This is a genomic window from Shewanella fodinae (assembly GCF_014651955.1).
Taxonomy (GTDB): Bacteria; Pseudomonadota; Gammaproteobacteria; order Enterobacterales; family Shewanellaceae; genus Shewanella; species Shewanella fodinae.
Map to the genome: position 1 here is coordinate 62,446 of NZ_BMXW01000009.1, position 25,906 is coordinate 88,351.

The window sequence follows — 25,906 nt, forward strand, 5'->3', positions numbered from 1 at the left end:
CTTAACTATCCTGTTCCCAGGCTTGCGCCGCCTGTTCATCAGCATCCCGCGCGTCCACCCAGCGCTTGTCAGCACCAACACCTTCAAGTTTCCAGAAAGGGGCCTTGGTTTTCAGAAAATCGATCAAGAATTCACAAGCGGCGAACGCCGCTTTACGATGCGCACTGCTGACACCGATAAACACGATCTGCTCACCTAATTTCATAGTGCCAACACGATGAATAATAGTGACAAAATTCAGCGGCCAACGCTCACGGGCTTGAGCCGTGATCTGCTGTAACACCGCTTCGGTCATGCCCGGATAATGCTCCAGCGTCAGATCAGTCACGGCACTGCCATCGTTAAAATCCCGCACCTTGCCAACAAAGGTCACTATCGCGCCATCGCTGTTGTCGGTAGCAATACGGGCGTATTCTGCCGGAACATCAAAATCCTGTTGTTGCACCACAATCCTATCTTGCATCGTTAGCCCCCGGTCACCGGTGGGAAAAACGCCACTTCATCACCGTCATTAACCTCCGCATGCCAGTTGCTCAGCGTCTGGTTAACGGCAACCAGTAGTTTGTCAGACTCTAATGCCCGCGCCCATTTCTCATTTTTGGCAGCCAGGTGAGTCCGTAATGCTGCGGTGGTGGCAACGTGTTCGCCAGCTTCCAACTGAATGGAAGGCGTACCGAGTAACTCTCTGATTTGGGCAAAAAACAATACATTAATCATGGGCTACACCTTAAAATGTCCTGATTTACCACCGCTTTTTTCCAGCAGGCGGATGCCGGTAATATGCATGTCTTTCTGCACCGCTTTACACATGTCGTAGATGGTCAACGCCGCGACAGAGGCGGCCGTCAGTGCTTCCATTTCCACACCGGTTTTACCGGATAATTTGCAGCGACTGGTAATCCACACTCGGTTAAATTGCGGTTGTGCTTCCAGATCCACTTCGACTTTGGTCAGCATTAAAGGATGGCACAAGGGGATCAGCTCTGAGGTTTTTTTAGCCGCCATAATGCCCGCGATGCGGGCAGTGGCAAATACATCGCCTTTATGGTGCTTACCGCTGACGATCATCTCTAGCGTTGCCGGCGCCATCTCGACATAAGCTTCGGCGCGGGCCTCACGTTCAGTTTCCGACTTGGCAGTAACGTCTACCATGTGGGCGTTACCATCGGCATTGATATGGGTAAATGTGTCGCTCATCAAAAAGCTGCCTTAATTTGTCGTTCAAAATGCGGCGGTTATCCACCTAACGCCTTAACCGCCGATAGAGGCCAGATGCTGGGTAACGCCAGTAATCCCTTGATGCAGGAAATGGGTTTCTTTCTTCAAATGTAACTGCTGATGCAACCGTTCAATCAACGCTGGCTGTTGCGCGGTTGACTGTAGCAAGTCCCGCAGATCCAGTCCCTGTTCAGTAAACAGACACAAGTGTAATTTGCCAACAGCAGACACCCGCAAGCGATTACAACTGGCACAAAAGTCCTTGGAGTACGGCATGATCAGGCCGATACGGCCCTGATAATCTGGATGGCTGAAATTTTGCGCTGGCCCATCTTCCGCTGATGGCTGGTCGTACAGCCAACCTTCCGCCATCAATCGACCTTTAATGGCTTCACCCGCCAGATGATGTGCCTGAAAATATTCATGGCCCAAGCCTGTTTCCATCAGCTCAATAAAGCGTAAATCGATAGGTGTATGTTTGATCCAGTGCAGAAAACGCGGCAAATCTTTATCGTTCAGGTCTTTCAGCAACACGGCATTGATTTTTACCCGCTCAAAACCAGCGTTGAGCGCTGCATCAACACCACGCATCACCTGATCAAAGCGGTTTTCACCGGTGATCTGATAAAACATCCGCGGATCCAAGCTATCGACCGAAATATTGATGCGCCGCAGACCCGCGTCATACCATTCCTGCGCATTTTTCTCTAACCGATACCCGTTAGTCGTGGTAGCAATGGTATGAATCGCATCGTTGTCCGCTAAAAGTCGTACAATATCGGTAAAGTCTTTGCGCAACGTTGGCTCGCCGCCAGTAATGCGCACTTTACGGGTACCGACCTTGGCAAAAGCCGCCACCAGATGCTCAATTTCGCTGAGTGTCAAAAAGGATTGCTTGCCATTGGGATGATAGCCATCGGGCAAACAATAGCTGCATTTGAAATTGCAAACGTCAGTCACTGACATTCGCAGATAATGGAATCGCCGACCGAAATCGTCTTGTAACTGCTGGGACATGATCACCTTTCCAAAACAAGGGGAGGCAAGCGCATTTCTACTCTTACCCCGGTGGCAAAATGCCACGGCTTAAGCCCCTTATCTGTCGTGACGTAGGGACCTGAGCTCGGAGAACCGTCAGCCCTTAGTATAGATGCAAATGCCCCTTCGCTAAAACCCCAAAAGAGACTGTCGGTAAGAGAAAGGCGGGATCTGTGACTAAAGTCCACTATAACTCCCCCTAGTCAAACGCTGTGCGTTGACCAAATTTTCGGGTATGGTTGGGGACATAAACCAACATCCCGTTAACACGAGGCGAAGGATAAGAAACAATGATGGAACGCGAATCCATGGAATTTGATGTTGTGATTGTCGGTGCAGGCCCTGCTGGATTGGCGACTGCATGCCGTTTACTGCAAATTGCCAAAGATGCGGAAACGCCCCTTAGTGTGTGTGTGGTGGAAAAAGGTGCCGAAGTCGGTGCGCATATTATGTCTGGCGCGGTATTTGAGCCGACAGTGCTGGAAGAGTTGTTTGGTGACTGGAAGAGTTTGGGGGCACCGCTGGACACAGCAGTCAGCAGCGATGAGTTTCTGTTGTTGCAATCCCCCACAAATGCCAGAGAAATGCCGCATTCACTGATCCCGAAAACCATGACCAACGATGGCAATTACATCATCAGCGCAGGCAATCTGTGTCGCTGGCTGGCGGAGCAAGCCGAAGCGTTGGGGGCAGAAGTTTTTCCGGGATTTGCCGCCAGTGAACTACTGTTTAACGAAGATGGCAGTATTAAAGGGATTATTACCGGCGATATGGGCGTTGCCAAAGATGGCTCCCCCAAAGACAGCTATATGCCAGGTATGGAGTTGTTGGCGAAGTACACGGTGTTTGCTGAAGGGTGTCGCGGGCATCTTGGTAAACAACTTATCCAGCACTTCCATTTGGACAACGGCAAGAGTCCACAACATTATGCCCTCGGGTTTAAAGAGATATGGCAGATCCCCGCAGCGCAACATCAACTGGGCAAAGTGCTGCATACCGCTGGCTGGCCGCTGACGGAAGCTTCTGGCGGTGGTTTCCTTTACCATATCGCGCAAAATCAGGTGGCTGTGGGGCTAATCGTGGATCTCAATTACAAGAATCCTCATCTGAGCCCCTTTGAGGAATTTCAGCGCTACAAGACCCATCCGAAGATTGCCGCCATTTTGCAGCAGGGGCAACGCCTGAGTTACGGTGCTAGAGCGATAGCCAAAGGCGGACTCAATTCACTCCCTAAGATGAGTTTTCCCGGTGGTTTACTGGTTGGCTGTGACGCAGGCACGCTAAACTTTGCCAAAATCAAAGGTATTCACACCGCCATGAAGAGTGGCATGCTGGCTGCCGAAACCCTAGCTGAAGCAATGTTTGCTGGCGTTGAGGCGGGTAAGGATCTGGACTGTTTTCAAACGCGCATCGAACAGAGTTCATTATACGAAGAACTCTACTGTGCCCGTAATTTCGGTCCGGCATTACACAAGTTTGGTACGCTGCTTGGTGGCGCTTTTAATTTTGTTGAACAGAACTGGTTTGACGGCAGATTCCCGCTGACACTGCGTGATGACAAGGCCGACTTTGCTTGCTTGGGTAAGGCCTGTGATTATACCAAGATCAGCTATCCCGCGCCGGATAATAAACTCACGTTTGATCGGCTATCGTCCATCTATCTAGCGAATATTGCCCACGATGAAGATCAACCTTGCCATTTGCAACTGGGAAACCGCTCGGTGCCACTGGCAGTCAATCTGCCGTTATATGACGAGCCAGCACAACGCTACTGTCCTGCTGGCGTCTATGAAGTCACCGAAGATGCAGGGGAGAAACGTTTTGTAATCAACGCGCAAAACTGTATCCACTGTAAAACCTGTGACATTAAAGACCCAAGTCAAAACATCAATTGGGTTACTCCTGAGGGTGGCAGTGGTCCGAATTACTCCGGTATGTAGTGTCAAACTACGGTAGTATAACTGCAGTATTTTTAAACAGCATGATTGCAGCGCCGCCGCTGGACAGGGATAATGCCCGACTCCGCGGCGGCGTTGTCGCGTCGGTGCGCGCCCAAATCCGGGCCATCTGGTTTCCGGAAAATACCTGAGTCTCTAAGCTGTAAAAATTAAAAATATGAAATTCAATACATTAACTATTAAGCAGAAACTGCTGATCACTATGATATTGGCAGTTTTACTGCCCACATGTTTGGTTGGCCTGTTAGGTCAGCACAACGCCAAACAGGTTATCAGCCAACGAATGCTGACTTCCGAGTTACCCAACCAGTTATTGCAGATCCGCAGTCGTATCGAACTGGAAATCAGTACGCTGCTGAATGCTTCAGAACAACTGGCAAACGATCCCATTCTCAATCATTGGCTGGAGCAAGGCCGGCCGGATGCTGAAGAACCCTTGGTAGAGGCTAAACTGCAGCAATTAGTTGCCCAATATCAATTGGCACAGGCGTCTTACGCCGACCGCCAATCTGCCGCTTATTACACCCAAAATGGCTTGCTGCGCATCCTTAATCATCAACAGGACGCTTGGTTTTTTGATTATGTGAACAGTGGCAAAACCAAGATGCTAAAGCTGTATACAGAGCCAAACAGCGGTGACATCAAACTGTTTATCAACTATCAGCAGACCAATGGCAGAGCCTTGGTAGGCTTAGGTAAGTCGCTGAAAGATATGGTGACCCTGCTCAATAGCTTCCGCATTGAGCAAACTGGTCAGGTATTTCTCGCCGATGAAAACGGCGTAATCGAGATCCATCAAAACCAAACGTTGGTGGGGAAAAGTCACCTGACAGATCTTTACGGCCAAACCGCTGATAAGTTATTGCAACACAGTGATTTCAACCTGCAGACACTCAAGCTCAACGGTACTGATACCTTAGTCGCCAGCAGCTATCTGCCCACCATAGGTTGGTATGTGATTGCTCAAGTGCCCAAACAGGAAATCTTTGATGAGTTAGATCAGGCATCATGGATCATCCTGTTATGGACGCTGGTGATTACCGGCGGATTCATTGTGTTAGCCATTCTGGTGGCGGGTTCAGTCAGTCGTCCAATCGCTCGTGCAGCTCACATGTTTATTGAATTGGGTGATGGCGATCTGCGACAACGCTTGCCAGAACACGGCAATGATGAATTGGCAAAACTAGCTCGCGGTTTTAACAGTTTTATCTCGCAGATCCACCGCTCGATTGAAGAAGTGGCCGATACCAGTCAAACCCTGACAACGGCAGCCACCACTGCCGCTAAACACGCCCAGCAGAGCCAACTGGATTACAACGAGCAGAAAGACCGGACGTTAACTGTGGTCACGGCTGTTAACCAGATGGGGGCCACTGTCAGTGAAATCGCCAACAATGCGGCAAAAGCGGCTGATGCAGCCAAGAGTGCAGACGACGAAGCGGTCACCGGACAAGACGTTGTCGCCCGCACCCGTGGCACCATCAATCAGTTGTCTGACGATGTTGGGCAGATGTCTGAAGTGATTGCGTCATTGTCCAAACACACGGACGCCATTGGCAGTGTACTGGATGTTATCCGTAGCATCTCTGAGCAAACCAATCTGTTGGCGCTGAATGCAGCCATTGAAGCCGCCCGAGCAGGCGAAGCCGGCCGCGGCTTTTCGGTAGTGGCCGATGAAGTGCGGAATCTAGCGTCACGCACTGCCAGCTCCACAGATGAAGTGCAACAGATGATTGACCGCTTACAAACTGAAGCCGCTAAAGCCGTTGCCGCGATGGAACAGAGCCGCAGTCGCTCGGCTGAGGGCGTACGTGCCGCCGATGAAGCCAGCGAGGTGCTGCAACAGATTTCGGCTCGGATTACACTGATCAGTGACATGAATGTCCAGGTCGCGGCCGCCACTGAAGAGCAGGCGGCGGTGGTACAGGATATTAACCGCAATTTGACCGAGATCAGCGAAGTGTCGAACCGCACCAGCGAACGGGCAGAAGACACCTATCGTTCCAGTGACTCCCTGAATCAACTGGCAGATCGTTTGGGTAAATTGGTATCTCGTTTTCGCCTTTAAGCCATCGTTGACGATGACTCAAGTGGCTTGGCAAGCACCATAACATTTGGGCTCCCGTGGACATACTGCGCCACGGGAGCAGATCAATCGTGCTTGTTGCTGCAGCCCACGTTCCAACCAGTGAATATTCAAAATACGTGCTAGCATCAGCAGTTGCCGTCGCATGGCGGCTGGAATATCAGCTTCACCGCCACGGCTAACGCAAAGTTGCTTCAGTTCCTGTGTCATGGCTGGCGCATCCATTCCCTGAGCCTCCATGGCCGGATTGAGATCGATACCAGCACACAACACCCGGTTGTTTCCGGCCAGATCGGTCACTTTTACCGACTCACAGCAGTACAAGCGCGGCTGGCCGTTAACGTCTAGTAATGAAATCTGCGCCGCGCTGCCCTGCCGAGGTTCGGTGATCATGCGGAACACCGACCAATGCTGGCAGGGATCGGCCACTTCACGCATATTGCCCCAAGGCAACGGAATACCGTTGCCGCGATAAACCGCTTTGAGTTTTCCTGGCGTGTAGGCATCAAAATAGTGCCAGTGCGGATAGGGAGAAACCACGGTCATCCGCCGCATCGCTACCGAAGGCGTTACCCCCGCTAGCCGGTGTGCATCGACTTCATAGCCGTAACGATCCAGTAACTGACGAAACGGGACTTTGGGGCAGAGCAAGGCGCCGGCAAAAAAGCTTGCTTCAAAGCTGCGCCAAGCTTGCAGAATATCTTGAGCATTCACCGATGAACTCTGCTGCGCTGGGTCAAGTTCGTATGCCCCTGGGCCTATATTCATCTCATGGAGTAAACCATCGCTACGGTGTAATACACAATGACCAATATGCACCGCCAAGTCATATTTCATCCGGGTTGGACTGCTGCGTAACGCTTCATTCAGCATCAGCTTCCCAGGTGCATCCATAAAGGAAGTTACCAGCCGATGGGTGCCACTTTCATTTTTTGGCGTCTGAAACCAGTGTACCTTAAGCCCCTGTCTTGCAGCCAAATCCAGCATATCCTCCAGCGACAAAGGCAACTGCTTATTGCCAATATCATCGGCGGCGCGCTCCAAATCGGGAAAGTGATTTTGGTGATGCTCTTGGTAGGCGCGGATCAGTAGCTGTGCGAACTGGCGGCCAGAAATACCTGTCTGAGACAGCATCTCTGGAATTGCTATCTGCAGAATATCACCGGAGAACAGAAAACCCGGTTCCAACGGCATACCGCTGATACCGCCGCGATTGCCCTTCTCTGGGACAATTGCCTCCTCCTCTGGGGCATCATCGAGAAACCACTCCGGCGATTTCTGAAATACATCGGCTATCACCTGCAACATGGCATAACTCGGCGTGCGCTTACCACGTTCAATCATGGAGAGATAAGACACAGATGGCGCTAACTCTGGATCCAGCCTGATACAGCGGGCAGACAGATCTTCCATAGTTAAGTGATTGCGTTTTCTCAGATTTCTGATCTTGGTCCCGAGAAAATGTGACTTACGAAGTAGGCTCTGTTCTTGGCGCATTTTGTAAAATTCACAATGTAAAATTTTTATTGTGAAATTCTAGTATAAAAACAGCTAGTCTACAAAATATACAAGTCGGTGATTATTTGCACCACTACCATTTGCCGTGAGATACGAGGGAACAGCCATGAATATGCCACTGAATACCACTGAATTGCAGCGCCAACATCCATGTATTGCAATGGCAGTCGTGAATGTGGAATCCTTGGCTAAACGCCATATTTCCGAAAAACTGTCCAACGCCAAACAGTTATTGGATATTTTGTTTCCGTTGGCCCAGGGATCGCATAACGATGTAACGGGTTATATGGTGTACTACCAGCATCTGCTGGCCTGTTTTGCCGATGCCACTTTAAGTGGTCTGCGCCAACCACGGCAATTTGTGGCCCTGGCGGGTCATAAGGCGCAGCCGGAAGCCCTGTTGCTGAAACACGAAAGCGGCTGCCATCTGGAACTGAGTTTTAATAATGCCGGCACTATTGGCTGTCATGACAAAGCCAACATTGATGACATTCAGCTGGAAAGTGTAGAACGCCAGACCCGGCAATGGATCAGTCTGTTACATGAAGGCATTGATGGCCACACTTGCAGCCAAGTCATGTCTAAACAGTTTGTTGACCGGACAGGCCTGATATACGCGCTGTAGTCACCGGATAAGCCCATCTAATCCCAACAGCAGAACTAGAATTCTGCTGTTTTTTAAGTTCAACAATCCAGTTATTAAATAATATTGAATCATATGATTAAGTTTATTTGATTTCACTGACACTCAAGCCTTCCCTATACTGCCACTTCTTATTTTTACGGAAAATTCCTTCCATGATTGGCAGTTTCAGTTTGCAGGAGAATCACCGTAAGGTGTTGTTTACCTTACTTGCCGCCGCCTGTTTGTTACCAGGCGTCAGTTCACCATTAGCATTGATTCTGGGATTTATTCTGGCCAATCTGGGCTGGTTGCCCAGCAATTGGGAAATCGGCAAAATCACCAAAAAGCTGCTGGCATTCTCTATTGTCGGCCTAGGTTTTGGCATTCCATTGCAACAAGCGATTGATATCAGCACCCATAACCTACCGTTGATCCTTGGTAGCATTATCATGACGCTGGTGATAGGTACGTTGCTGACCAAGCTAATGCGACTGGAGCAACGTACGGGCCATCTGATTGCCTGTGGCACCGCCATCTGCGGTGGCAGTGCTATCGCTGCGGTTGCCCCCGCCATCAATGCCAAAAGTGAACAAACGGCCATTGCCCTTGCCTGTGTGTTTATTCTTAACTCAATCGCGTTATTTATTTTTCCGGTGATTGGTCATCTGCTGGCAATGAGTCAGCACGACTTCGGCGTTTGGAGCGCGATTGCCATCCACGACACATCATCGGTGGTAGGAGCTGCTTCGGCTTACGGTGAAGACGCCTTAAAAACGGCCACCACCATCAAGCTGGCTCGGGCCTTGTGGATCATTCCGGTAGCGGCATTAAGTGCTGTGGTATTCGGTGGCAAAGGCCGCATGGTGATCCCTGCGTTCATTCTGTACTACTGTCTGGCAATCGCCATCACTAGCTTGCTGCCACAAGGGCAAGCCCTGTACCAATTACTATTTATGGCAGGCAAACGCGCACTGGTGGTGTGTTTATTTCTGATAGGTTGTGGCATTACCCTCAAAAAACTGCGCACACATGGTCGCGCACCATTATTGATGGCGACATTGTTGTGGCTGGCAATTGGCAGTGGCTCACTCGTCTGTGTGTTGTGGCTGCACTGAATTGCTAGCTTAAGCCGCCTGCACCCGGTCTTCTGATGAGGGTTGAATAAAGTCTTCCATAAACCAAGCGCAAAAACTGTGGCGCCCGTCGACGCCAGCCTTGGTGTAGATAGAAGACGCCTGCTGTCTGACGGTTTTTTCTTTAGTGCTGCGCACACCGGATATTTCTCTAAAACTCAGCCCTTTTAGCAGCAATAATGCCACTTCCTGCTCACTCCGGGTGAGTGACCACAACTCAAACTGTTGTTGCACAGCCGCTGTATATTCTTGCCGAGCGGCCTGCATCCTACTGGAAATATTGCAGATACGAGTATCTGCCCGTTTAAGCTGAACGGCCAGTTGCCGGAGCTTTCGAGTTCTACGTAACAAATCGGTGCTGATATACAACGTGCCCAAAGCCGACAACGTCACCAGCAAGCTCTCCTGAATAATGTGCCAAGTTGGGACTCCAAGTTCCAGATCTGACAACACATCAAGCAGGTTCAGCAGCATTATTACGCTGAGCAGCGTAATCATCAGCCAATCCTTCATTTTTGCAACTCCTGGAAATAAACCCTTTAACATCAAAAAATTAGTCACATGGTACAGATGTACCATGGCCGGCATTTATGATACAGCTCCCCGACGATCCCAGCACACTTTTGTGTCAGGCTGGTAGCGTTGTTTCCCTCGGTGATCACAGCTTATGAAATTCCGAAATTATACTTTAGTGCTGGTGATGCTAGTGCCAGCACTTACTTTGTCAGCAATGGCTGATGAAGCGCACACAGCGCTACTCAAGCAGGCGCAATCCAGATTACACAATTATACCGCGCAACTCACACCTATTTACCAGAGTTCCAATTGGTTAATAGGTCTACCAACTATCAGTATCAGCCATCTGCAAGGGCTGGACAGTCGTCGCAGTTACGAACAGCAGTTGTCTTTAAATCTGCCATTTAAATCACCATCGATGCAGAGGATAGATGCTGCACTCCGGCCGTTAGACGAACAGTTACAACAACAGCAGAGCAAACTGCAACAGCTGTACCTGTCAGGGCTGATCCGTCAATACTGGTGGCAACAGCAATTGGCAACGGCGGAACTGGCACAGCAACAGCACAAACAGCAATTACTGCAACAACTGCTGACTCGGCAACAAGCGTTGAGCCACAGTGGCGAAGCGCCCACCAGCCAGCTGTTGATGCTGCAAAAAGAGCTATTGGACCTGCAACTGCTAACCTTGCCGTTACAGCAGCAGCTTGCCAGCGCCAGCGATGCCCTGAGACGTCTAACAGGGCTCAGTCAACTACCGTCACTCGATGAAAGCAACCGGATATTACCAGAGGATGACGGCATCAATAATCCGCTATGGCAACTTGCTAGCATTCAACTGCAACGCCAGAAACTGCTCGGCAAAGCCATGGCGGACGGCAGCAACACGCCCTGGATACTGTCTGTTAATGCCAAAAATACCGCCACCCCTGGCATGGAAGAACAAGCCATTGGTCTGGCGCTGGATATTCCGTTACCTGTCAGCAATGACCTGAGCCAGCAGGAAGTTGGCACGCTGGTAGAGCAGCAGTTGAATCTGCAACAGCAACAACAGCAACTGATGCTACAGACACGTTTGCAGTTAGATGAACTACATCAACAGCAGACGCAGCTACAGCAGCAACAATTGCTGTTGCAGCAGACATTGGCACTCACGCAACAGCTTACTGATGCGCTGGCCGCCACCAAACAGCAGGGGTTAGCGCAATACCAAGCTTGGCTGCGTAGCTATGTCGAGATGCTTGATAACGAAAGCCGCCTGGCACTCAATCAACTGGCGCAATCCCAATTACATTCCAAACAATTGCAAGCTCTTGGAGTTACCCTATGAAATGGACCTCACTGCTCGGCAGTAGCGTAATAGCACTGTGCAGTGCTGCCACCTTTGCCGATGATCTGACGGTGGCCAGTCTTGGCAACCTGACTTTAAGCTACACACAGGTAAAAGCAGTGCAACAACTGCCCGCAAGCCCAGTGCCCGCATTTGTCACCGCAGAAGTCGGCAACACTTTTTATGTGACGGTACCGGAAACCATTCAGCAACGGCACTGGCTGGTCGCTGAAGGAGCGACCGTTACCGCCGGTCAACCACTGGTGTTGCTGCAAGGCGCAGGTATTCACCATTTCTATATGCAGTTCGACGCCGCCCAAGAAGCCTTCATCCTAGCGCAAAGCCGCTATGAACATAACCGCAAATTACACGCTAACGGGACTATCGGTGCCGAAGTGTGGAGCCAAATCAGTATGCAATACCATGATGCCAAACTGACGTTTGAGCATATGCACCACTTTATGGAGTTACTAGAAGAGGCACCGGAGCAACAAGGCTCACTGCTGAAGGCCCCTATGGCTGGCGTCTTGCGCTATGGTGACGCTAGCCAACCCTTAGCTGATGGCGGTTTATTGCTAGGCATCGTTCCAGAACAAGATATTCGTCTGCAGGTAAGCTTGCCGTTATCGATCGCGGCCGACACCAGCGCCATTGATACCGGTAGCTGTCAGCTAGCAGTGGTACGGCGCGATAATGTTGCCAAGGCCGGTTTTGTAGATGCCTGGAGTGCCACGGTCGCCCCCGCCTGCCACCTCACCCTTGGACAACAACTGCAGGTAACCCCGTTAAGACAACTACAGGCACTTCAGCTCCCCAAACAAAGTGTTTATTCCTGGGGGACCGCTAATCAGGTATTACGCCATCAGGGCGATAAACTACTGCCCACGACAGTCACGATTCTGGCAGTTGATGGCGATAACTATCTGATTCAATCACAACCCGAACTGCAAAACAGCGAGGTACTGAGCGACTCAGTAGCCGCCGCCAAAGGTGTACTGCTGGGATTAGGGGGCGAATAATATGCTGAATGGCATTATCCGTTTCTCGCTGACGCAGCGGCTATTTATGCTGATCACCGGGCTGATCCTGGCCGGTGCGGGCAGTTATGCTTGGTTGGGTATTCCGTTGGATGCCTTCCCGGATATTTCACCGACGCAGGTCAAAATTATCCTCAAAGCGCCCGGTATGACGGCGGAAGAGATTGAGTCGCAGGTGACAGTGCCGGTTGAAACCGAGCTGTTGGGGATCCCCAAGCAGGCTATACTGCGCTCCACCACCAAATACGCCATCACCGCCATCACGTTGGACTTTAATGAAGGCACCGATATTTACTGGGCACGTCAGCAAGTCAGCGATCGTTTAGCTGCGGTGAAAGACAAACTGCCGGCCAATATTGAGGGTGGCATCGCGCCGATGAGCACCCCGCTCAGTGAAATTTTCATGTTTTCACTGGAAAATCCGTCAATGTCTTTGTTGGAGCGGCGACAGTTGCTGCAATGGCAAATCAGGCCATTACTGCGCACTGTGCCTGGCGTGGCCGATGTCAATATTCTCGGCGGTTATGCTAAAACGTTGCAGATAACCCCAAACCCGGTGGCGATGGCACAAGCCGGGATCAGTCAAGACCAGCTTATCGCACGCATTAATGCCAATAATGTCAATACAGGTGCTGGGCGCATCACCTTAGGTACCGATAATTTTACCGTGCGCACCGAAGGCCGTGTGGGTTCCATTGATGCCCTGCGCAACATGGTCATTATCAGCAATGCTAATGGCACCTACCGGCTGCAAGACCTGGCCGAGGTTGAGATTGGTCACTTAGCCCGCTACGGAGCGGTTACCCGCAACGGCAGTGAAACCACAGAAGCGCTGATTGTGGCCCTGAAAGACTCCAATACCGCCGATGTGGTCAAGGCAGTGAAGCAGAAACTGGCGCAAATAGAACCGACCTTACCGCCGGGCAGCAAACTCAATGTGTTTTATGACCGCGCCAATCTTATCAGCACTGCCATTGGCACGATTTCAGAAGCGCTGGTAGAAGCGGTAGTGCTGGTGATTGTATTGCTGGCACTGTTTCTTGGTAACATCCGCGCCGCGCTGGTGGTCTCACTGGCACTACCACTGGCAGCGCTATCAACCTTTGTGTTAATGCGTTACTTCCACCTATCAGCCAACCTGATGAGTTTAGGGGGCTTGGTTATCGCCATCGGCATGCTGGTAGATTCGTCGGTGGTGGTGGTGGAAAACATGGTGAACCAGTTGGCAGGTGGACAACGCTTGCCCAGATTACACCTGATTTACCGAGCAACAAAAGACGTTGCCACCCCGGTGGTTTCTGGCACGGTTATCGTCATCATTGTGTTCTCACCATTGCTGACATTGAGCGGGCTCGAAGGCAAGATGTTTTCGCCCGTCGCCATCACCATAGTGTTTGCCATGCTATCGGCGCTGCTACTAGCGCTGACCATCATTCCGGTAGTGGCGTCTTACCTGGTGAATGAAAAGGCGGTAGAAGAACCTAAGTTTGTCCACTGGCTCAAACACCATTATCTACAGTCGCTGGAATGGGTACTGCACCATGGCAAGCGCTTTGTCACCATTGCCGGCGTACTGCTGGTGATGAGTTTTGGCCTGTTTGCATTGGTAGGAAAAACCTTTATGCCGACCTTGGATGAAGGTGACATTATTTTGCAGTTAGCCAAATCGCCCTCTATTTCGCTACAGTCGTCGTTAGATTTAGATACCCAGATAGAAAACCACCTGCTGCAAACTGTGCCCGAAATCCGCCAATTGGTGGCCCGCACCGGCGCCGACGAACTGGGACTGGATCCCATGGGGTTAAATGAAACCGATGTGTTCCTGCAACTGAAACCCGTTGCTGAATGGCGCTTTGACACTAAAGAGCAACTCATTGAAGCGATCCGTGCCGAAGTGGTGAAATTTCCCGGCATCGATTTCAACTTTACTCAGCCCATTCAGATGCGGGTTTCAGAGATGCTCACCGGTAGCATTGGTGACGTCGCTATCAAAATCTTTGGTGATGATTTGGCAGCATTGAACCGACTTGCCGGACAGATCAGCGATATCACCAGCTCAACCACCGGCGCCCAAGATGTGAAAATGGCGATGACCGAAGGCAGCCCGTTTATCAACTTGAAGTTGAAAGATGGCCTCGCCAGTCGCTATGGCATGGATGCCACGGCATTTGGCAGCTATCTGAAGAGCCAGTTGGAAGGGGTGATGGTGACAGAGGTGATCCAAGGCAAAAAACGGACACCGGTATTGATTGCCCATCCGAATGACAACATCACCAGTTTGGTACAACTGCAGCAACAGGTGGTGCAACTGCCAGATGCCACGCTCAAACCGCTGAGTGAGCTGGCCGATATCAGCTATCAGCAAGGCCCCATCCGCATCGACCGTGAACAGGGCAACCGCTTTGCCGTGGTCACCACCAATGTCAGTGGCCGTGATATTGTCAGTTTCGTGGAGGAGCTCAAAGGCAAGCTGGCAAGCCAGTTAACGCTGCCCAGCGGCTTTAGTCTCAGTTTCGGTGGTGAGTTTGAAAACCAACAGCGCGCCACCAATAACTTGCTGCTGGTGGTACCGGTTGCCATCATGCTGATCAATCTGATCCTGTTTACTACCTTTGGCACCATTTCCAAAGCGTTGCTGATCTTGGCAAACGTTCCTTTTGCGATGATGGGCGGCATCATCAGCCTGTTCTTGTCAGGGGAATATCTGTCAGTACCTGCATCCGTGGGATTTATCGCTTTGTTAGGGGTTGCAGTACTCAACGGGGTGGTGATGGTCAGTTACTATGAACAGTCGCGACATATGTTCGCCACGCTGGAAGAGCGGGTGAAACAGGGCGCGGCACGCCGCTTAAGGCCCATTATGATGACCGCTACCACCGCTATGTTTGGCTTGATCCCACTGGCATTTGCCACCGGCCCAGGGGCGGAAATCCAACGCCCACTGGCCATTGTGGTTATCGGCGGCCTGATCACGTCAACCATCACCACGCTGTACTTATTGCCACTGTTGTATGAGGTACTGGAGAAACGCAAATGAAGCAACTGTTAGTGCTGATTGCCCAGCACAATATCAAGGATGATATTGTCGACACCTTGATGTCGCTGGACTACCTGTCTGGCTTCAGTCTGGTGGATATCTGCGGCTTCAGCCGCGAACACAGCCAGTACAATCTGAAAGAACAGGTGGAAGGCTACCGGCAGTTTTACAAGTTTGAGATTATGCACCCGCAACAGTCGCAGGAAGCATTATTAACGACGCTGGCGCAAGTTTGCCAACACAACCCCTGTCGTTATTGGATAGTGCCCATCGCCAGCAATGGCGTCCTCGGTCAAGGGCAACCCTAATCTGGGATCAGCGTCCGGCATCTCGATCGTGTGAGCGGATGCCGCGCCGCGACTGCCAGCGCGCAAAAGCGTACCACAACAGCATAAACACCAGCAGTTCCAGTAGTGCGCGCGACAACCCAGAGAGCTGCAGATCCAGCAACATCAGCAACGCCATCGCACACAAAATGCCGGCAACAAATGGGCGAACAGGTTTCATCATCTTTCCTTGGTCAATAACGACTGGCATTATCGTTATTGCAGATGCATCGGACCAAGATTCAAAAACCATATCTAATAACCATCTCTATTTTTATATCTATTACTTATTAAAACCCTGCTAACCCACCAGTGCTCGCTGCCGCAACGGATTGAAATACAGTACATAGCGCAGGGCAACGTAGCTCACAATCACGGTTGCTACCGCTAGCTCCAACTGCGCTAATCCGTGCAACTGGATAACCGTTTGCGGCGGCAACTGCCACTGACGAAAACATGCTTCCGTTTTGAATAGTGCAGTTGCGCCTATCACCATGGGAAAGGTAAACGCGGCAAACCCAGGGCTGAACGGAAGCCGTAATAACTTGAAAAAAGCCAGATAGATGATGCCGGTCATCAGCACTGCAATGCCCAACAACAGGCTCACCAGCAACGGCGATGGCTGCTCGACCACCGTCAGATATCCTGCCAGCGACAGACTGGCTGGCGCCGCCAGAATGGCAATGGTGGGCTTGGCAGCATCAGGAACCTCCGCTGCAAAAATCAATCGATACAACATCAACGGCAACATCAGGCCGTAACAGATAATGCCAAACCACAACAGCCCCTGCGCCAACGGCAACATCGCCGCGCCTGGGCAAGCAACATCCGCCACAATAATGCCCACCGGCGGCACAAACCAACTGGGCACCATATGGGACAATTCAAACTGACGTAATCGATGAAAGCAAAAAGCCAATAGAAACAGCAGATGCAGCAATACCGCCAGTAGCCATAACCCCGCCCCCACCGGGCCAGAAATTGCTTTAGATACCACCATAGTTGCCATGGCAAACGTTGGTACCACGCTACCCACCACAGGATGCGCTAAATCCTGCCACAGTGATTTGGGATGTAGCAGGAACTTGCCCAATAACACCAGCAACATAGCGGTCGCAATTACAGCGCCCAGACGTTGAGCCTGACCGGCAAATAACCCGCTGTTTTCCCAACACCAGCCGAGACTGGCGATACCTAATGCCAAACCAGCCATAGGCGTCGGCGCTGCCGCCAGACGACCGGGATTGAATCCCATAAACGTGCTCCCATTGGTTAAATTTCAACGCATCATAGAAAGCTTTTTACATTTGTGATATCTAAATGAATTGAATTATTTGTATAGAAAATCTAAACAATGATCAGCATCAAACAGCTTCAGGTATTTGCCGCCATTGCCCGTTACGGCAATCTGACCCAAGCCGCAGAAGCGCTATTTCTCAGTAAAGGCGCGGTGTCGCAGTCACTGGCCGAGTTAGAACGACAGCTAGCCACGCAGCTATTCGACCGGGTTCATCCCAGATTGCAGCTCAACAGCCAAGGGCAACTGCTGCAACCACTAGCGGACGAAGTGTTGGCAAGAGTCAGTGACATCGGCCAGTTATTCAGCCCTGAGGCGATAGCTGCGGGCACCCTGCGACTGGGTGCTAGCCAAACCATAGGCAACTATCTGCTACCGCAGTTACTGGCAGCATTTCCAGAGGCCGATATTCGGGTGGAGATCAGTAATACCCACAAACTGTGTCAACAACTGGCCAATTTTGAGTTGGATCTAGCGCTGATTGAAGGACGCAGCCATCTGCCCCAATTACAGCAACAACCCTGGTTACAAGATGAGATGTTGCTGATAGCAGGGGTCAATCACCCGCTGGCTCACTATGCCAATCTGCAGTTAGCAGACTTGGAAAATTCTCAGTGGGTGCTGCGTGAAATAAATTCTGGAAGTCGCGAACTGTTTGAGCAGCAGCTAGCGCCCAAATTAACCAAGGTGGGACGCATTTTAGAATTGAATTCACTGGAAGCGGTGATGCTGGCAGTGGAACAGGGACTCGGGCTAACATTGATTTCAAAACTAGCGGCGGCGCGCCATCTCAATGACGGGTCGCTAAAACAGTTACCTCTCGCGCTGCATTTTCCAAGGCAACTTTCGCTGGTGTGGCATCAGCAGAAATATCTGAGCGCACTAGCGCAACAATTTATCGCCTTCTGCCAGCAGTATGCGGGCTAATCCATTGGATCTTGCCGGGGTTTAAGCAAAAATTGTCCAACAATCGCCAACAGACAGTACCCTAAAAAGCACCAGAAACCCGGTTCAAATTGGGCACTGGTTCGCACCAAATCGCCCATGCCGGCCGAGGCATCTCCAGCAAGAAAGCTGATAATCAACGCCACTACAAATACATCGGCCATTGACCACTTGGCAATGGCATCAGTCACCGCGGTGATGTGACGTCGCGCCCCCGCTGGTAACGGCAGCGACACAGAAAGCAGTAACAACAGTAGCTTTAGCGCTGGGATCACCACCGAGAACAAAGCAACCAACACCGCCACCAGCAGATTACCGTGTTGCTGCAACTCCGTCACCGTGCCCCAAATGCTGCGACTTTTATGAAAAACCTCGACCTCGCCTTGCAGGTGATCAAGCCCCAACAGTCCAGCCACCCAACCCAACATATGGCGAGTCTGCTGTTTTCCTTCGGCAGTATCTTTGCTAACACTTTCAGCAAGCATATCCATGCCAGTTGCCGATAGCTTGGCTTTTTCAATGTGGCCATCGATGGTCAGGATTGGCAAGGTAACGCCTGGCACTAACAATACCAGCGACAATAACAACAAAAGTAACGCTTTCCAGTGTGACATCATGTCTCCAAAAAACAGCGGGCCTGCAACAGGCCGTTCAGTGTAACTGACGTAGACACATGATGTCCGGTCTAATAGAAAGGCGTTGGGTCGACGGACATGCTGGATGGTGAGATCCCGCGTTCGATATTCAATTCAGATTTTTTCAGATCCACCAGCGCTACCTCTGTATAGTGCTTGTGTTTGTTGGAATAAAAACACTTCACCACCGGATGCAGCACATCGCGGCCTTCGGTTTCCCAGACAATCCCCACACGGCCATCGGACAACTCGACTAACGAGCCCACTGGGTAGACGCCAATACAGCGGATAAACTCATAAACCAGACTTTCATCCAGATGGAAAGGGGTGAGACTGAGCAAAATCTTAAAGGCCGCAGACGGGCTCATCGCTTCCTTGTAGCAACGGGTAGCTGTGAGCGCATCATAGATATCCACAATGCAGCTCATGCGTCCATGCAGCGGTAATTGTTCACCTTTAAGACCGCGAGGATAACCGCGTCCATCCAGTTTTTCGTGATGCATCAGGCACACATCTTTGCTCACCTGAGATAATCCCTGCGCTTCACTCATGATGGGAATTGCGTATACCTGGTGCAGTTTCATATGTTCGAACTCATCCGGTGTCAGCTTACCGGGTTTGTTCAACACATTGCTGTCCACCTTGATCTTGCCGACATCATGCAGAATCCCACCAACGGCCAGTTGCCGCAGCATATTGCGGCTCAAGTCCAAATAACGACCAAAGGTCACTAACAGCACCGCCACGTTAACCGAATGCTCCAGCAGGTAAGCATCTTTGGAGCGCAGGGCCGACACGCATTTGAAGGCATCGGCATTGTCCATGACCGACTCAATCATATTCTCAGCAAGCGCTTCCACTTTGGTCACATCAATGGCTTTGCCTTCAAAGGTCTCTGACAGCACTTTGCGCACTAACCCTTTCGCTTCGTGCAATAGTTCAATGGCTTGCTGCTGCGCCAATTCACGATTTTTGATGCCATTGGCCGTGTCACTAACAATGGCTATTGCTGTCGGGGATTTTTCGGGTGTGAAGCTAGATCGCGCCGGATCGATCCAAACAAAACTAACGCCTTTGTTTTTCAGTTTAACGACGAGATCCATAGAAGATATACGTCCGGCGTTGGTCACCATAACGTGTTCGCTGTTTTCAATGGCAGCCACAAACATGCCAATTTCCAAGCTGGAAACCGGCAGTTTAATCAGATCTGCTTTTCGCAAAGTCTCTGTCATTCAGTTGCTCCGATAATGGGCCGGCGCTTCCACTGCAACTATCTCACCTGATAACAGGCTGACGCCTCCGGCGAGTCAAATTTAGACAGCACTATATTATAGGTGATAGTTTTTACCTATGAACAGATCTCACTTCTAATTGGTTGTGGCGGGTTTTATTGCAAGACATTGAAAACTTGAGGAAGTCCAACGGCGATAGCCACAGTTATAACAACTACGCAGCACGTCATCCACTTGTTCATCCTCATCATCTTCAACAAAATAGCAACATTGCAACGCCTGAGCCCGCGCCTCCGCTGCCGCATTGTTGCCTGACACAAAAACCCAGTTGCCGTCATGGTCGACAAATCGCCGCCGATCGATCATCAATATTCCTTGAGCTGTTGTTTAGACGCATTACACCAGCGGCCATCCGCCTGTGACACTAAGAGGGCAAAACGCCCCTGCGCCATCACCGCTTTTACCTTACCACTGAGCCACACCTCATCCTGCGGCTGCAACCAAGTACCCTCAGTGGAGAGCACGCCGTCGAGGCCGCCTTGACGCAGAATATCGGCAACCTTAAACGGCTGTGGCGACTCCCCTTGCCCCAACTGTAGTTGCCCCTTAACTCGCCCATCATTACCGGAAAGTCGCAGTCCCAGCCCAGCTAATGCACCAATCACACCTTGGCCGGTACCACCATGCTCACTAAGATCAATTGCCAGTTGTTGAGCCAACTGGTAAGCGTCGGCTTTTGTCAGTACCTGCTGCTTGGCCGCTTTACCAAAAGTCTGTAATGCCTCAACATCTTGCAGCGATGGTAGATGCACTATCGCCAGTCCGGGATCTGCTGCTGCCGCACTTTCCTGCCGCAAATGCGCTACGGCAATCGCTTTAATTTCTGCTACCGACAATGGGCCATCGTAGGCAAAACACATGGCGCTGTTATGGGAGGTATACGGTATATCGTCGTGGACATATAACTGATGCCGGGTTACCAGCGACACATCGCCACCTTGGCAACGCAGTAATTCGGCGATTTCACTGGCGATCTCACCAGTACCTTTGGTGCCAATATCGTCAGTATCATCAATACAAATTAACCATTCAGCCATGCGCGTTACCTACTTGATCAAGGTTTCTTTATGCAGTAAATCGTGGGCTTTCAGGCGGCGCAACACAGGTAACACCAGCAAAGCACCCACCACAGAAAACAAGCCTCCCTGCAAAAATTTCAGGCCAAAACGTACTAACGCCACCTGTTGACTCATCCCGACAAGTAAATCTTCCAGCAAGCCTTTGGCTGACCATGCTAAGCAGCCAATCAAAGCAACCACAACCAAACGCCAGCGCAGGATCAGCAAGGTGCCCAACAATATCAAGGCCATATCCATTGCTAAGGCTGGTACAAAAAATTTAAGGAAAATCAATGGGCCACCTTTACCTACACCCAGAATAGTGGCGACGGCACCCGCCAGTGCCCCACAAGCAGTGATGGCCCCTTTACGGCCCACTGAACCATAACAGATCAGATAAAAGAAACTCATCAATAGCATCGAATGCCCAGACAATCCGAGCTTTAGACGCAACATACTCTTCAACGCCACCAGCAGCGTGGCACAAAAACCAATAAACAGCGCATCCTGCAGTTGAAATCCGGTTTTATCATTTGCAGTGGTCATTGATGACTCCGAGGATCACGCCAGTGAGTGGGTTGCGGATGGCTGCCGAAATGGCGGCTTCTGGCAGCCGTTGCCGTTTGCTGTGCCAGTTTCAACAGTTGCACAAACAAAGGGAAAATAACGCAGTAAGCCAATTCATACCAATTCAGCGGGTTAAGCAGTTGCCGAGGCGCAATACGCGCACCACGTAATAGCTGCAACTGATAAATATCCCTGAGTTCACTGGTCATATAAGGCAGCAGGTTAATGGATGCCGCCACAACAAACGCCCACTTTACCGGCATGATCTTAGCTAATACTTCGCCAATCCACTGTGGTTTGATAACCACGGTCAGCCACCAGCCGGGTAACAACGCTAACAACAATCTTGCCACGGCCCACGCGCCCTGATGCAACTGCTGCCCACCATGAATGACAACATACAACAAAAGCGTAAATCCCAGCTGCAACACTATGTAGCGCAAAATGCCACCAATATTGCCACGACAGAGCAGTCCGTGGACCAGTAACAGCACGTTGGTCAGCGCCAAATACAACAATGCAGATTGCGGTGCCAAAAACGCTGCTGACGACAATAGCGTCACCATCAGCATTGCCGACGCCGCCAGCCATAATCCGCTGGCGTCATTTACGGAGGAAATTTTAGATTGCAGAGGTTGCCGTCGTTTAGCCCACACGTCGATTCTCCCGACACATGTTATTGACCAGCAACTCGCCTTTTACCAGTTGCCATTCCTGAGTTGCCGCTAGCGGTAACGAACGGTGACAACTGATAATGACACTACAGCCATCTTTTCGCAGAGAATTAATCATCATCCACAACTTATCTAAATGAGCGCTATCAAGGCCGGCCAACGGGTCATCCAGCAATAGTAGCGATGGCCGATAACAGGCCAGCGACGCCAGTGCTACCAGATGTTGCTGTCCGTATGACAGCGTATGTGGGGAGCGTTGTGCCAATGCGGCTAATCCTAGTTGTTCTAATAATTCGCTCGCCATATCAATGGGCAGCCCAAACCGCCGCAGACTGAAACTCAGCTCTTCTTCAACCGTTGCTTCGAACAACTGTCGATTAGGGCGTTGCATCAGCAACCCCAACTGCTGACCGAAGACGCCAGCCTTAGGACGCTGGCCAAACACTTTCATCGGCAGTGGATAAACGTTGGACTGAATACCGGCAATCGCTTTTAACAGGCTGCTCTTGCCACTACCGTTATCGCCTATCAGCGTCACCAACTCGCGCCGTTGCACGGCCAACGGCTGTGGGCTGCTAAACAGCGTATTGCTCCCCTGATAACGAAACTCAAACGGGTCAGTCGTGAATACTGTCGGCATTTCCGGGCTGAAATCCGTTAACATCACGTGGTGGTCGCAATCAAATTGCCCTGGCAGCAAACGTCCGCTCTGCAATTGCCAGAAGTGATCAGCAACCCCTTTAAACGCATCAGGATTGTGTTCCGACATCACCACCGCCATTCCCTCGGCGCGTAACGCCCGGATCACCGCCAGCAATTCGTCCACACCAGAATTGTCCAACTGAGCCCATGGCTCATCCAATAACAGGACGGCAGGCTCACTGACCAACTGCGCGGCAATCATTAATCGGTATTTCTGGCCAAGCGATAGATTACCAATGGGGCTGTCTAACGCCACGAACAAACCAACACGACGCAATGCTTTCTGCACCCGCGGGATCATGTCATCTCGCGTGACAGCGGTGTTCTCCAGCGCAAAAGCCACTTCAGCACCCACCGTCTGCCGCAACAATTGTACTTGAGGGTCCTGCATCACCAGCCCGCATAGCAGACCACGGCGTCGGTATACCCCGCCTTCGAATGGCCGACTTTGCAAGCCGGAAAGCAAGCGCAACAGAGTTGACTTACCGGAGCCTGTCGGGCCGCTGATACAGTGGCAGGATCCCGATTCAATACAAAGGGTCAGATCCCTAAAAATCCACGGTTCCAAGCTACCGTAGTTAAAGTTAACCCCGTCAAGCTCCAGTAATCTCATACTCAAATCTGCCAGTTGATACCGACGAACACCTCTCTGCCTGGCTGTGGCAAGGAATCACTCTGGTAGTAGTTCTCGTCCAGCAGGTTGGTGGCGCGCAAGTAAAGTTCCAGGTTGTTACTACCCAGCGGTTGGGTCAGATTGACGTCCACCAGCGTGTAGTTATCCAGCGAATATTCCACGGCGGTCTTCACGCCATTAACTTTCTGATTCTGGTAATAAACCTGATCCATAATCCGTTCCACGCTGAGGTGGAAGCGAGTTGCTGTTGGTAGCTCATAGCCCAATTCAAAACGGAGCTGATGTTTTGGCCGATAATTCAGACCATCGTAGCGGGTCTCATTAGCGGTTTTGTCTTTGGAGTCCAAATAGCTATAAGCCAAGCTCAGACTTAGCTTATCGATACTGTGATTACTCAGCACAGTATCAAAGCCCTGAAAACGGTAATCCCCAAGGTTCTGAGAAATGCTATTGCTGTCTTTCGCAATAAAATTGTCAGTGTCAGTGTGGAACAGATGGATTTCAAACTCGGTATCCATGCCTAGGCCTTGATTCAGACCGAACTCGACCGTTTTGGACACCTCTGTTTGCAAATCTTTATTACCGGATGACAGATCGTACAGATCAGACATCGAAGGGAAGCGGATCTTACGGGCTGCACTCAATGTCAACTTGGTGTTATCCAGCGCTTGCCAGAAACCAGAAGCCATTGCGGAGTAATCGTTGTCAGAGTCCTCATCACGATCCATGTCGTGATAAGCGGCGCCAAGGGTATAACCCCAGTTTCCGTCAACCTGATATTGGTATTCCGCAGCGCCCGTATATACCCAGGCAGAATCGTCAAAAGTGGCAACCGTACTACTGGAACCGCCACCTGAGCCACCACCTGAGCCACTACCAGAACCACCACCTGAGCCGCCGCCTGAACCACTGCCAGAGGAAGTATTACTGTAGCTTTCAGAAAGCGCGTCCCAGCTTTGCTTTTCTGCAATCGCGGAAGTACTCAGCGTACCCGCCTGACCGAAGTCAGCGATCAGCTGTACATTGGCACCTTGAACTTTCGACGTACCATCTTGGTATTCACTGACCTTTTTATAGGTGGCATCAGTGTAAACCGTATTATAGGTGGCGGCTTCGTTGTAATAGCCAAAACCACGTAACGTTAGTAATTCATTGAATTTATGCGCCATCCCCAGCTGGAAAGTCTTACCGTCATAGTCATCAACACGTTCATACTTGATACTACCAACGCCGCTGCCGTCTCTTGGTGGTTTTCCCCAATCACCTGAACGCAGCGCCATATTGGCGATCAGTTGCGTATCATCGTTAAACCAGTAGTTACCCTGTGCGTATAGATTACGCAGCGTTTTATCCGAGTTAAGCCGGGTTTCATCATCCTGAGTAGCAGTAGGTTCATAATCCGATGACATCTCAAAACCATCGGTTGTCTGATAACTGCCGCTCACAAATCCCTGCCAATTGGTGCCAGAACCAGCGACACTTACATCCCCTTTGCGGGTATTATTACGACCAGCTTCGATATGACCAGATAACGCCGGCGCACTATCGCCTTGTTTAGTGATGATGTTAATTACGCCGCCGGCCCCGCCTGGGCCATACAGCACCGAAGTTGGCCCGACAGAAACATCTATAGATGCGATCTGGCTAGTTGGAATGATACTGGGGTCGAACTGACCATCATCAGCACCGTTGGCGGGTACACCGTTAATCAGCAGCATCACATGGCGCGTTTTAAAGCCACGAATATCCACTCGGGGACTGCCTTCGCCGCCATAACGGACATACACACCCGGCACAGTTTTTAACACCTCATCCAGGCTTTGAGCGCCCAAGTCCCGGATTTCATCTGCGGTGATAACCCATTGTGTGGTTGAATTTTTTATCGCACTGCCGCGTTCACCATGAACAACCATAACGTCGTTAATGTTCAATAGCGGGTCGCGCACCGTCTCTTGTGCTTGTGCAGCCAAGCTGTATCCCAACGCTAGCGCAACGGCTGAAATTTTTAGAGGTAATCCTGACATTGTGATGCCTTATTGGTTGTGAAGTATTTGCTTATTTTCATGATACCGATTGAACCCTCAAGAAATCCCAAGCAAAAAACCAACCAAGATCGACAATTTCAGCCAGACGGCGTGACCGGGATGTTACGCACTAGACAATATGTCGCACAAGTGCAGAGCGTTATGTAATTATGTCCATATCCATCACATGGTAAATAAGAAAAATCTGATAAAGATCACGCCGAATTTCACACAGTCACTGCCCACAACTTGACAG

At 50.8% G+C, this 25,906-nt stretch carries 25 protein-coding genes and 1 riboswitch; of the genes, 9 read left to right on the forward strand and 16 right to left on the reverse strand.

The annotated features are described in order from the left end of the window. Nucleotide 1: 1 nt before the first annotated feature. The 4 genes from moaE to moaA all read right to left on the reverse strand — a co-directional run bounded on the left by moaE (nucleotide 2) and on the right by moaA (nucleotide 2,235). The gene (gene moaE, locus IE064_RS10050) at nucleotides 2-463 is read right to left on the reverse strand and encodes a molybdopterin synthase catalytic subunit MoaE (protein ID WP_189617699.1); all 462 of its coding nucleotides are present in this window, start codon (nucleotides 461-463) and stop codon (nucleotides 2-4) included. 2 nt (nucleotides 464-465) lie between these two features. After that, nucleotides 466-717: a molybdopterin synthase sulfur carrier subunit gene (gene moaD / locus IE064_RS10055; RefSeq protein ID WP_133038924.1), complete on the reverse strand. Its 252-nt coding sequence runs from the start codon at nucleotides 715-717 to the stop codon at nucleotides 466-468. Nucleotides 718-720: 3 nt separating this feature from the next. Next, the gene (moaC, locus tag IE064_RS10060; RefSeq protein WP_373295260.1) at nucleotides 721-1,152 is read right to left on the reverse strand and encodes a cyclic pyranopterin monophosphate synthase MoaC; all 432 of its coding nucleotides are present in this window, start codon (nucleotides 1,150-1,152) and stop codon (nucleotides 721-723) included. A 99-nt stretch (nucleotides 1,153-1,251) separates the two neighbouring features. Next, a complete protein-coding gene (gene moaA, locus IE064_RS10065) occupies nucleotides 1,252-2,235 on the reverse strand; it encodes a GTP 3',8-cyclase MoaA (RefSeq protein WP_189617701.1) in 984 nt (327 codons plus the stop codon). Beyond that, a riboswitch (molybdenum cofactor riboswitch) is annotated at nucleotides 2,223-2,359 on the reverse strand. It overlaps the preceding gene by 13 nt. Before the next feature lie 190 nt (nucleotides 2,360-2,549). Between moaA and IE064_RS10070 the strand changes: the two genes are divergently transcribed. Next, a complete protein-coding gene (locus IE064_RS10070) occupies nucleotides 2,550-4,196 on the forward strand; it encodes an electron transfer flavoprotein-ubiquinone oxidoreductase (RefSeq protein WP_189617754.1) in 1,647 nt (548 codons plus the stop codon). A 175-nt stretch (nucleotides 4,197-4,371) separates the two neighbouring features. Beyond that, nucleotides 4,372-6,282 (forward strand): methyl-accepting chemotaxis protein, encoded by a 1,911-nt coding sequence (locus IE064_RS10075; RefSeq protein WP_189617702.1) that lies wholly within the window; start codon nucleotides 4,372-4,374, stop codon nucleotides 6,280-6,282. An 18-nt stretch (nucleotides 6,283-6,300) separates the two neighbouring features. On the opposite strand, the gene IE064_RS10080 is transcribed toward IE064_RS10075, so the two are convergent. Further along, complete coding sequence (locus tag IE064_RS10080) at nucleotides 6,301-7,797, reverse strand: DUF3612 domain-containing protein (protein WP_189617703.1); 1,497 nt, start codon at nucleotides 7,795-7,797, stop codon at nucleotides 6,301-6,303. A gap of 127 nt (nucleotides 7,798-7,924) precedes the next feature. Between IE064_RS10080 and IE064_RS10085 the strand changes: the two genes are divergently transcribed. Both IE064_RS10085 and IE064_RS10090 read left to right on the forward strand, forming a co-directional pair. Continuing rightward, entirely contained in the window at nucleotides 7,925-8,443 is a 519-nt protein-coding gene (locus IE064_RS10085) for an aldolase/citrate lyase/malate synthase family protein (RefSeq protein WP_133038919.1), read from the forward strand. 173 nt (nucleotides 8,444-8,616) lie between these two features. Continuing rightward, nucleotides 8,617-9,558 (forward strand): YeiH family protein, encoded by a 942-nt coding sequence (locus IE064_RS10090; RefSeq protein ID WP_189617704.1) that lies wholly within the window; start codon nucleotides 8,617-8,619, stop codon nucleotides 9,556-9,558. Between the two features lie 9 nt (nucleotides 9,559-9,567). Here IE064_RS10090 and IE064_RS10095 read toward each other — a convergent pair whose 3' ends face one another. After that, complete coding sequence (locus tag IE064_RS10095; protein ID WP_133038917.1) at nucleotides 9,568-10,089, reverse strand: helix-turn-helix transcriptional regulator; 522 nt, start codon at nucleotides 10,087-10,089, stop codon at nucleotides 9,568-9,570. Between the two features lie 154 nt (nucleotides 10,090-10,243). Here IE064_RS10095 and IE064_RS10100 point away from each other — a divergent pair, with 154 nt between their 5' ends. From IE064_RS10100 to IE064_RS10115, 4 genes are read left to right on the forward strand one after another with little or no spacing between them, the layout of a single operon-like run. Then, a complete protein-coding gene (locus IE064_RS10100) occupies nucleotides 10,244-11,422 on the forward strand; it encodes a metal transporter (RefSeq protein WP_189617705.1) in 1,179 nt (392 codons plus the stop codon). After that, nucleotides 11,419-12,441, forward strand: coding sequence for an efflux RND transporter periplasmic adaptor subunit (locus tag IE064_RS10105; RefSeq protein WP_189617706.1), 1,023 nt, complete (start codon nucleotides 11,419-11,421; stop codon nucleotides 12,439-12,441). Before IE064_RS10100 ends, IE064_RS10105 begins: the two co-directional genes overlap by 4 nt. Before the next feature lies 1 nt (nucleotide 12,442). Next, on the forward strand, nucleotides 12,443-15,496 hold the full coding sequence (locus tag IE064_RS10110) for an efflux RND transporter permease subunit (protein ID WP_189617707.1): 3,054 nt from the start codon (nucleotides 12,443-12,445) through the stop codon (nucleotides 15,494-15,496). After that, nucleotides 15,493-15,804 (forward strand): DUF3240 family protein, encoded by a 312-nt coding sequence (locus tag IE064_RS10115; RefSeq protein ID WP_133038913.1) that lies wholly within the window; start codon nucleotides 15,493-15,495, stop codon nucleotides 15,802-15,804. Before IE064_RS10110 ends, IE064_RS10115 begins: the two co-directional genes overlap by 4 nt. 7 nt (nucleotides 15,805-15,811) lie before the next feature. Here IE064_RS10115 and IE064_RS10120 read toward each other — a convergent pair whose 3' ends face one another. Then, a complete protein-coding gene (locus IE064_RS10120) occupies nucleotides 15,812-16,003 on the reverse strand; it encodes a hypothetical protein (protein ID WP_189617708.1) in 192 nt (63 codons plus the stop codon). Between the two features lie 120 nt (nucleotides 16,004-16,123). Beyond that, the gene (locus IE064_RS10125) at nucleotides 16,124-17,077 is read right to left on the reverse strand and encodes a TDT family transporter (protein ID WP_229799955.1); all 954 of its coding nucleotides are present in this window, start codon (nucleotides 17,075-17,077) and stop codon (nucleotides 16,124-16,126) included. A gap of 99 nt (nucleotides 17,078-17,176) precedes the next feature. Between IE064_RS10125 and IE064_RS10130 the strand changes: the two genes are divergently transcribed. Beyond that, complete coding sequence (locus IE064_RS10130; RefSeq protein ID WP_133038911.1) at nucleotides 17,177-18,046, forward strand: LysR family transcriptional regulator; 870 nt, start codon at nucleotides 17,177-17,179, stop codon at nucleotides 18,044-18,046. On the opposite strand, the gene IE064_RS10135 is transcribed toward IE064_RS10130, so the two are convergent. From IE064_RS10135 to IE064_RS10170, 8 genes are all read right to left on the reverse strand, one after another. Further along, nucleotides 18,043-18,678, reverse strand: coding sequence for a paraquat-inducible protein A (locus IE064_RS10135; protein ID WP_373295258.1), 636 nt, complete (start codon nucleotides 18,676-18,678; stop codon nucleotides 18,043-18,045). The two genes, IE064_RS10130 and IE064_RS10135, sit on opposite strands and share 4 nt — an antisense overlap. Nucleotides 18,679-18,749: 71 nt before the next feature. Then, nucleotides 18,750-19,931: a cyclic di-GMP phosphodiesterase gene (locus IE064_RS10140; protein WP_189617710.1), complete on the reverse strand. Its 1,182-nt coding sequence runs from the start codon at nucleotides 19,929-19,931 to the stop codon at nucleotides 18,750-18,752. Between the two features lie 135 nt (nucleotides 19,932-20,066). Beyond that, nucleotides 20,067-20,297: a hypothetical protein gene (locus IE064_RS10145; RefSeq protein ID WP_189617711.1), complete on the reverse strand. Its 231-nt coding sequence runs from the start codon at nucleotides 20,295-20,297 to the stop codon at nucleotides 20,067-20,069. Beyond that, nucleotides 20,297-21,028, reverse strand: coding sequence for a DNA-binding protein (locus IE064_RS10150; RefSeq protein WP_189617712.1), 732 nt, complete (start codon nucleotides 21,026-21,028; stop codon nucleotides 20,297-20,299). The genes IE064_RS10145 and IE064_RS10150 overlap by 1 nt, the downstream gene beginning before the upstream one ends. Nucleotides 21,029-21,037: 9 nt before the next feature. Beyond that, nucleotides 21,038-21,595, reverse strand: coding sequence for a core component of ECF transporter (locus tag IE064_RS10155; RefSeq protein WP_189617713.1), 558 nt, complete (start codon nucleotides 21,593-21,595; stop codon nucleotides 21,038-21,040). Further along, nucleotides 21,592-22,272, reverse strand: a complete 681-nt coding sequence (locus IE064_RS10160) for an energy-coupling factor transporter transmembrane component T (RefSeq protein WP_229799956.1) — start codon at nucleotides 22,270-22,272, stop codon at nucleotides 21,592-21,594. The genes IE064_RS10155 and IE064_RS10160 overlap by 4 nt, the downstream gene beginning before the upstream one ends. Beyond that, on the reverse strand, nucleotides 22,262-23,605 hold the full coding sequence (locus tag IE064_RS10165) for an ATP-binding cassette domain-containing protein (RefSeq protein ID WP_189617714.1): 1,344 nt from the start codon (nucleotides 23,603-23,605) through the stop codon (nucleotides 22,262-22,264). Before IE064_RS10165 ends, IE064_RS10160 begins: the two co-directional genes overlap by 11 nt. 2 nt (nucleotides 23,606-23,607) lie before the next feature. Further along, entirely contained in the window at nucleotides 23,608-25,650 is a 2,043-nt protein-coding gene (locus IE064_RS10170; RefSeq protein WP_189617715.1) for a TonB-dependent receptor, read from the reverse strand. Nucleotides 25,651-25,906: the final 256 nt, after the last annotated feature.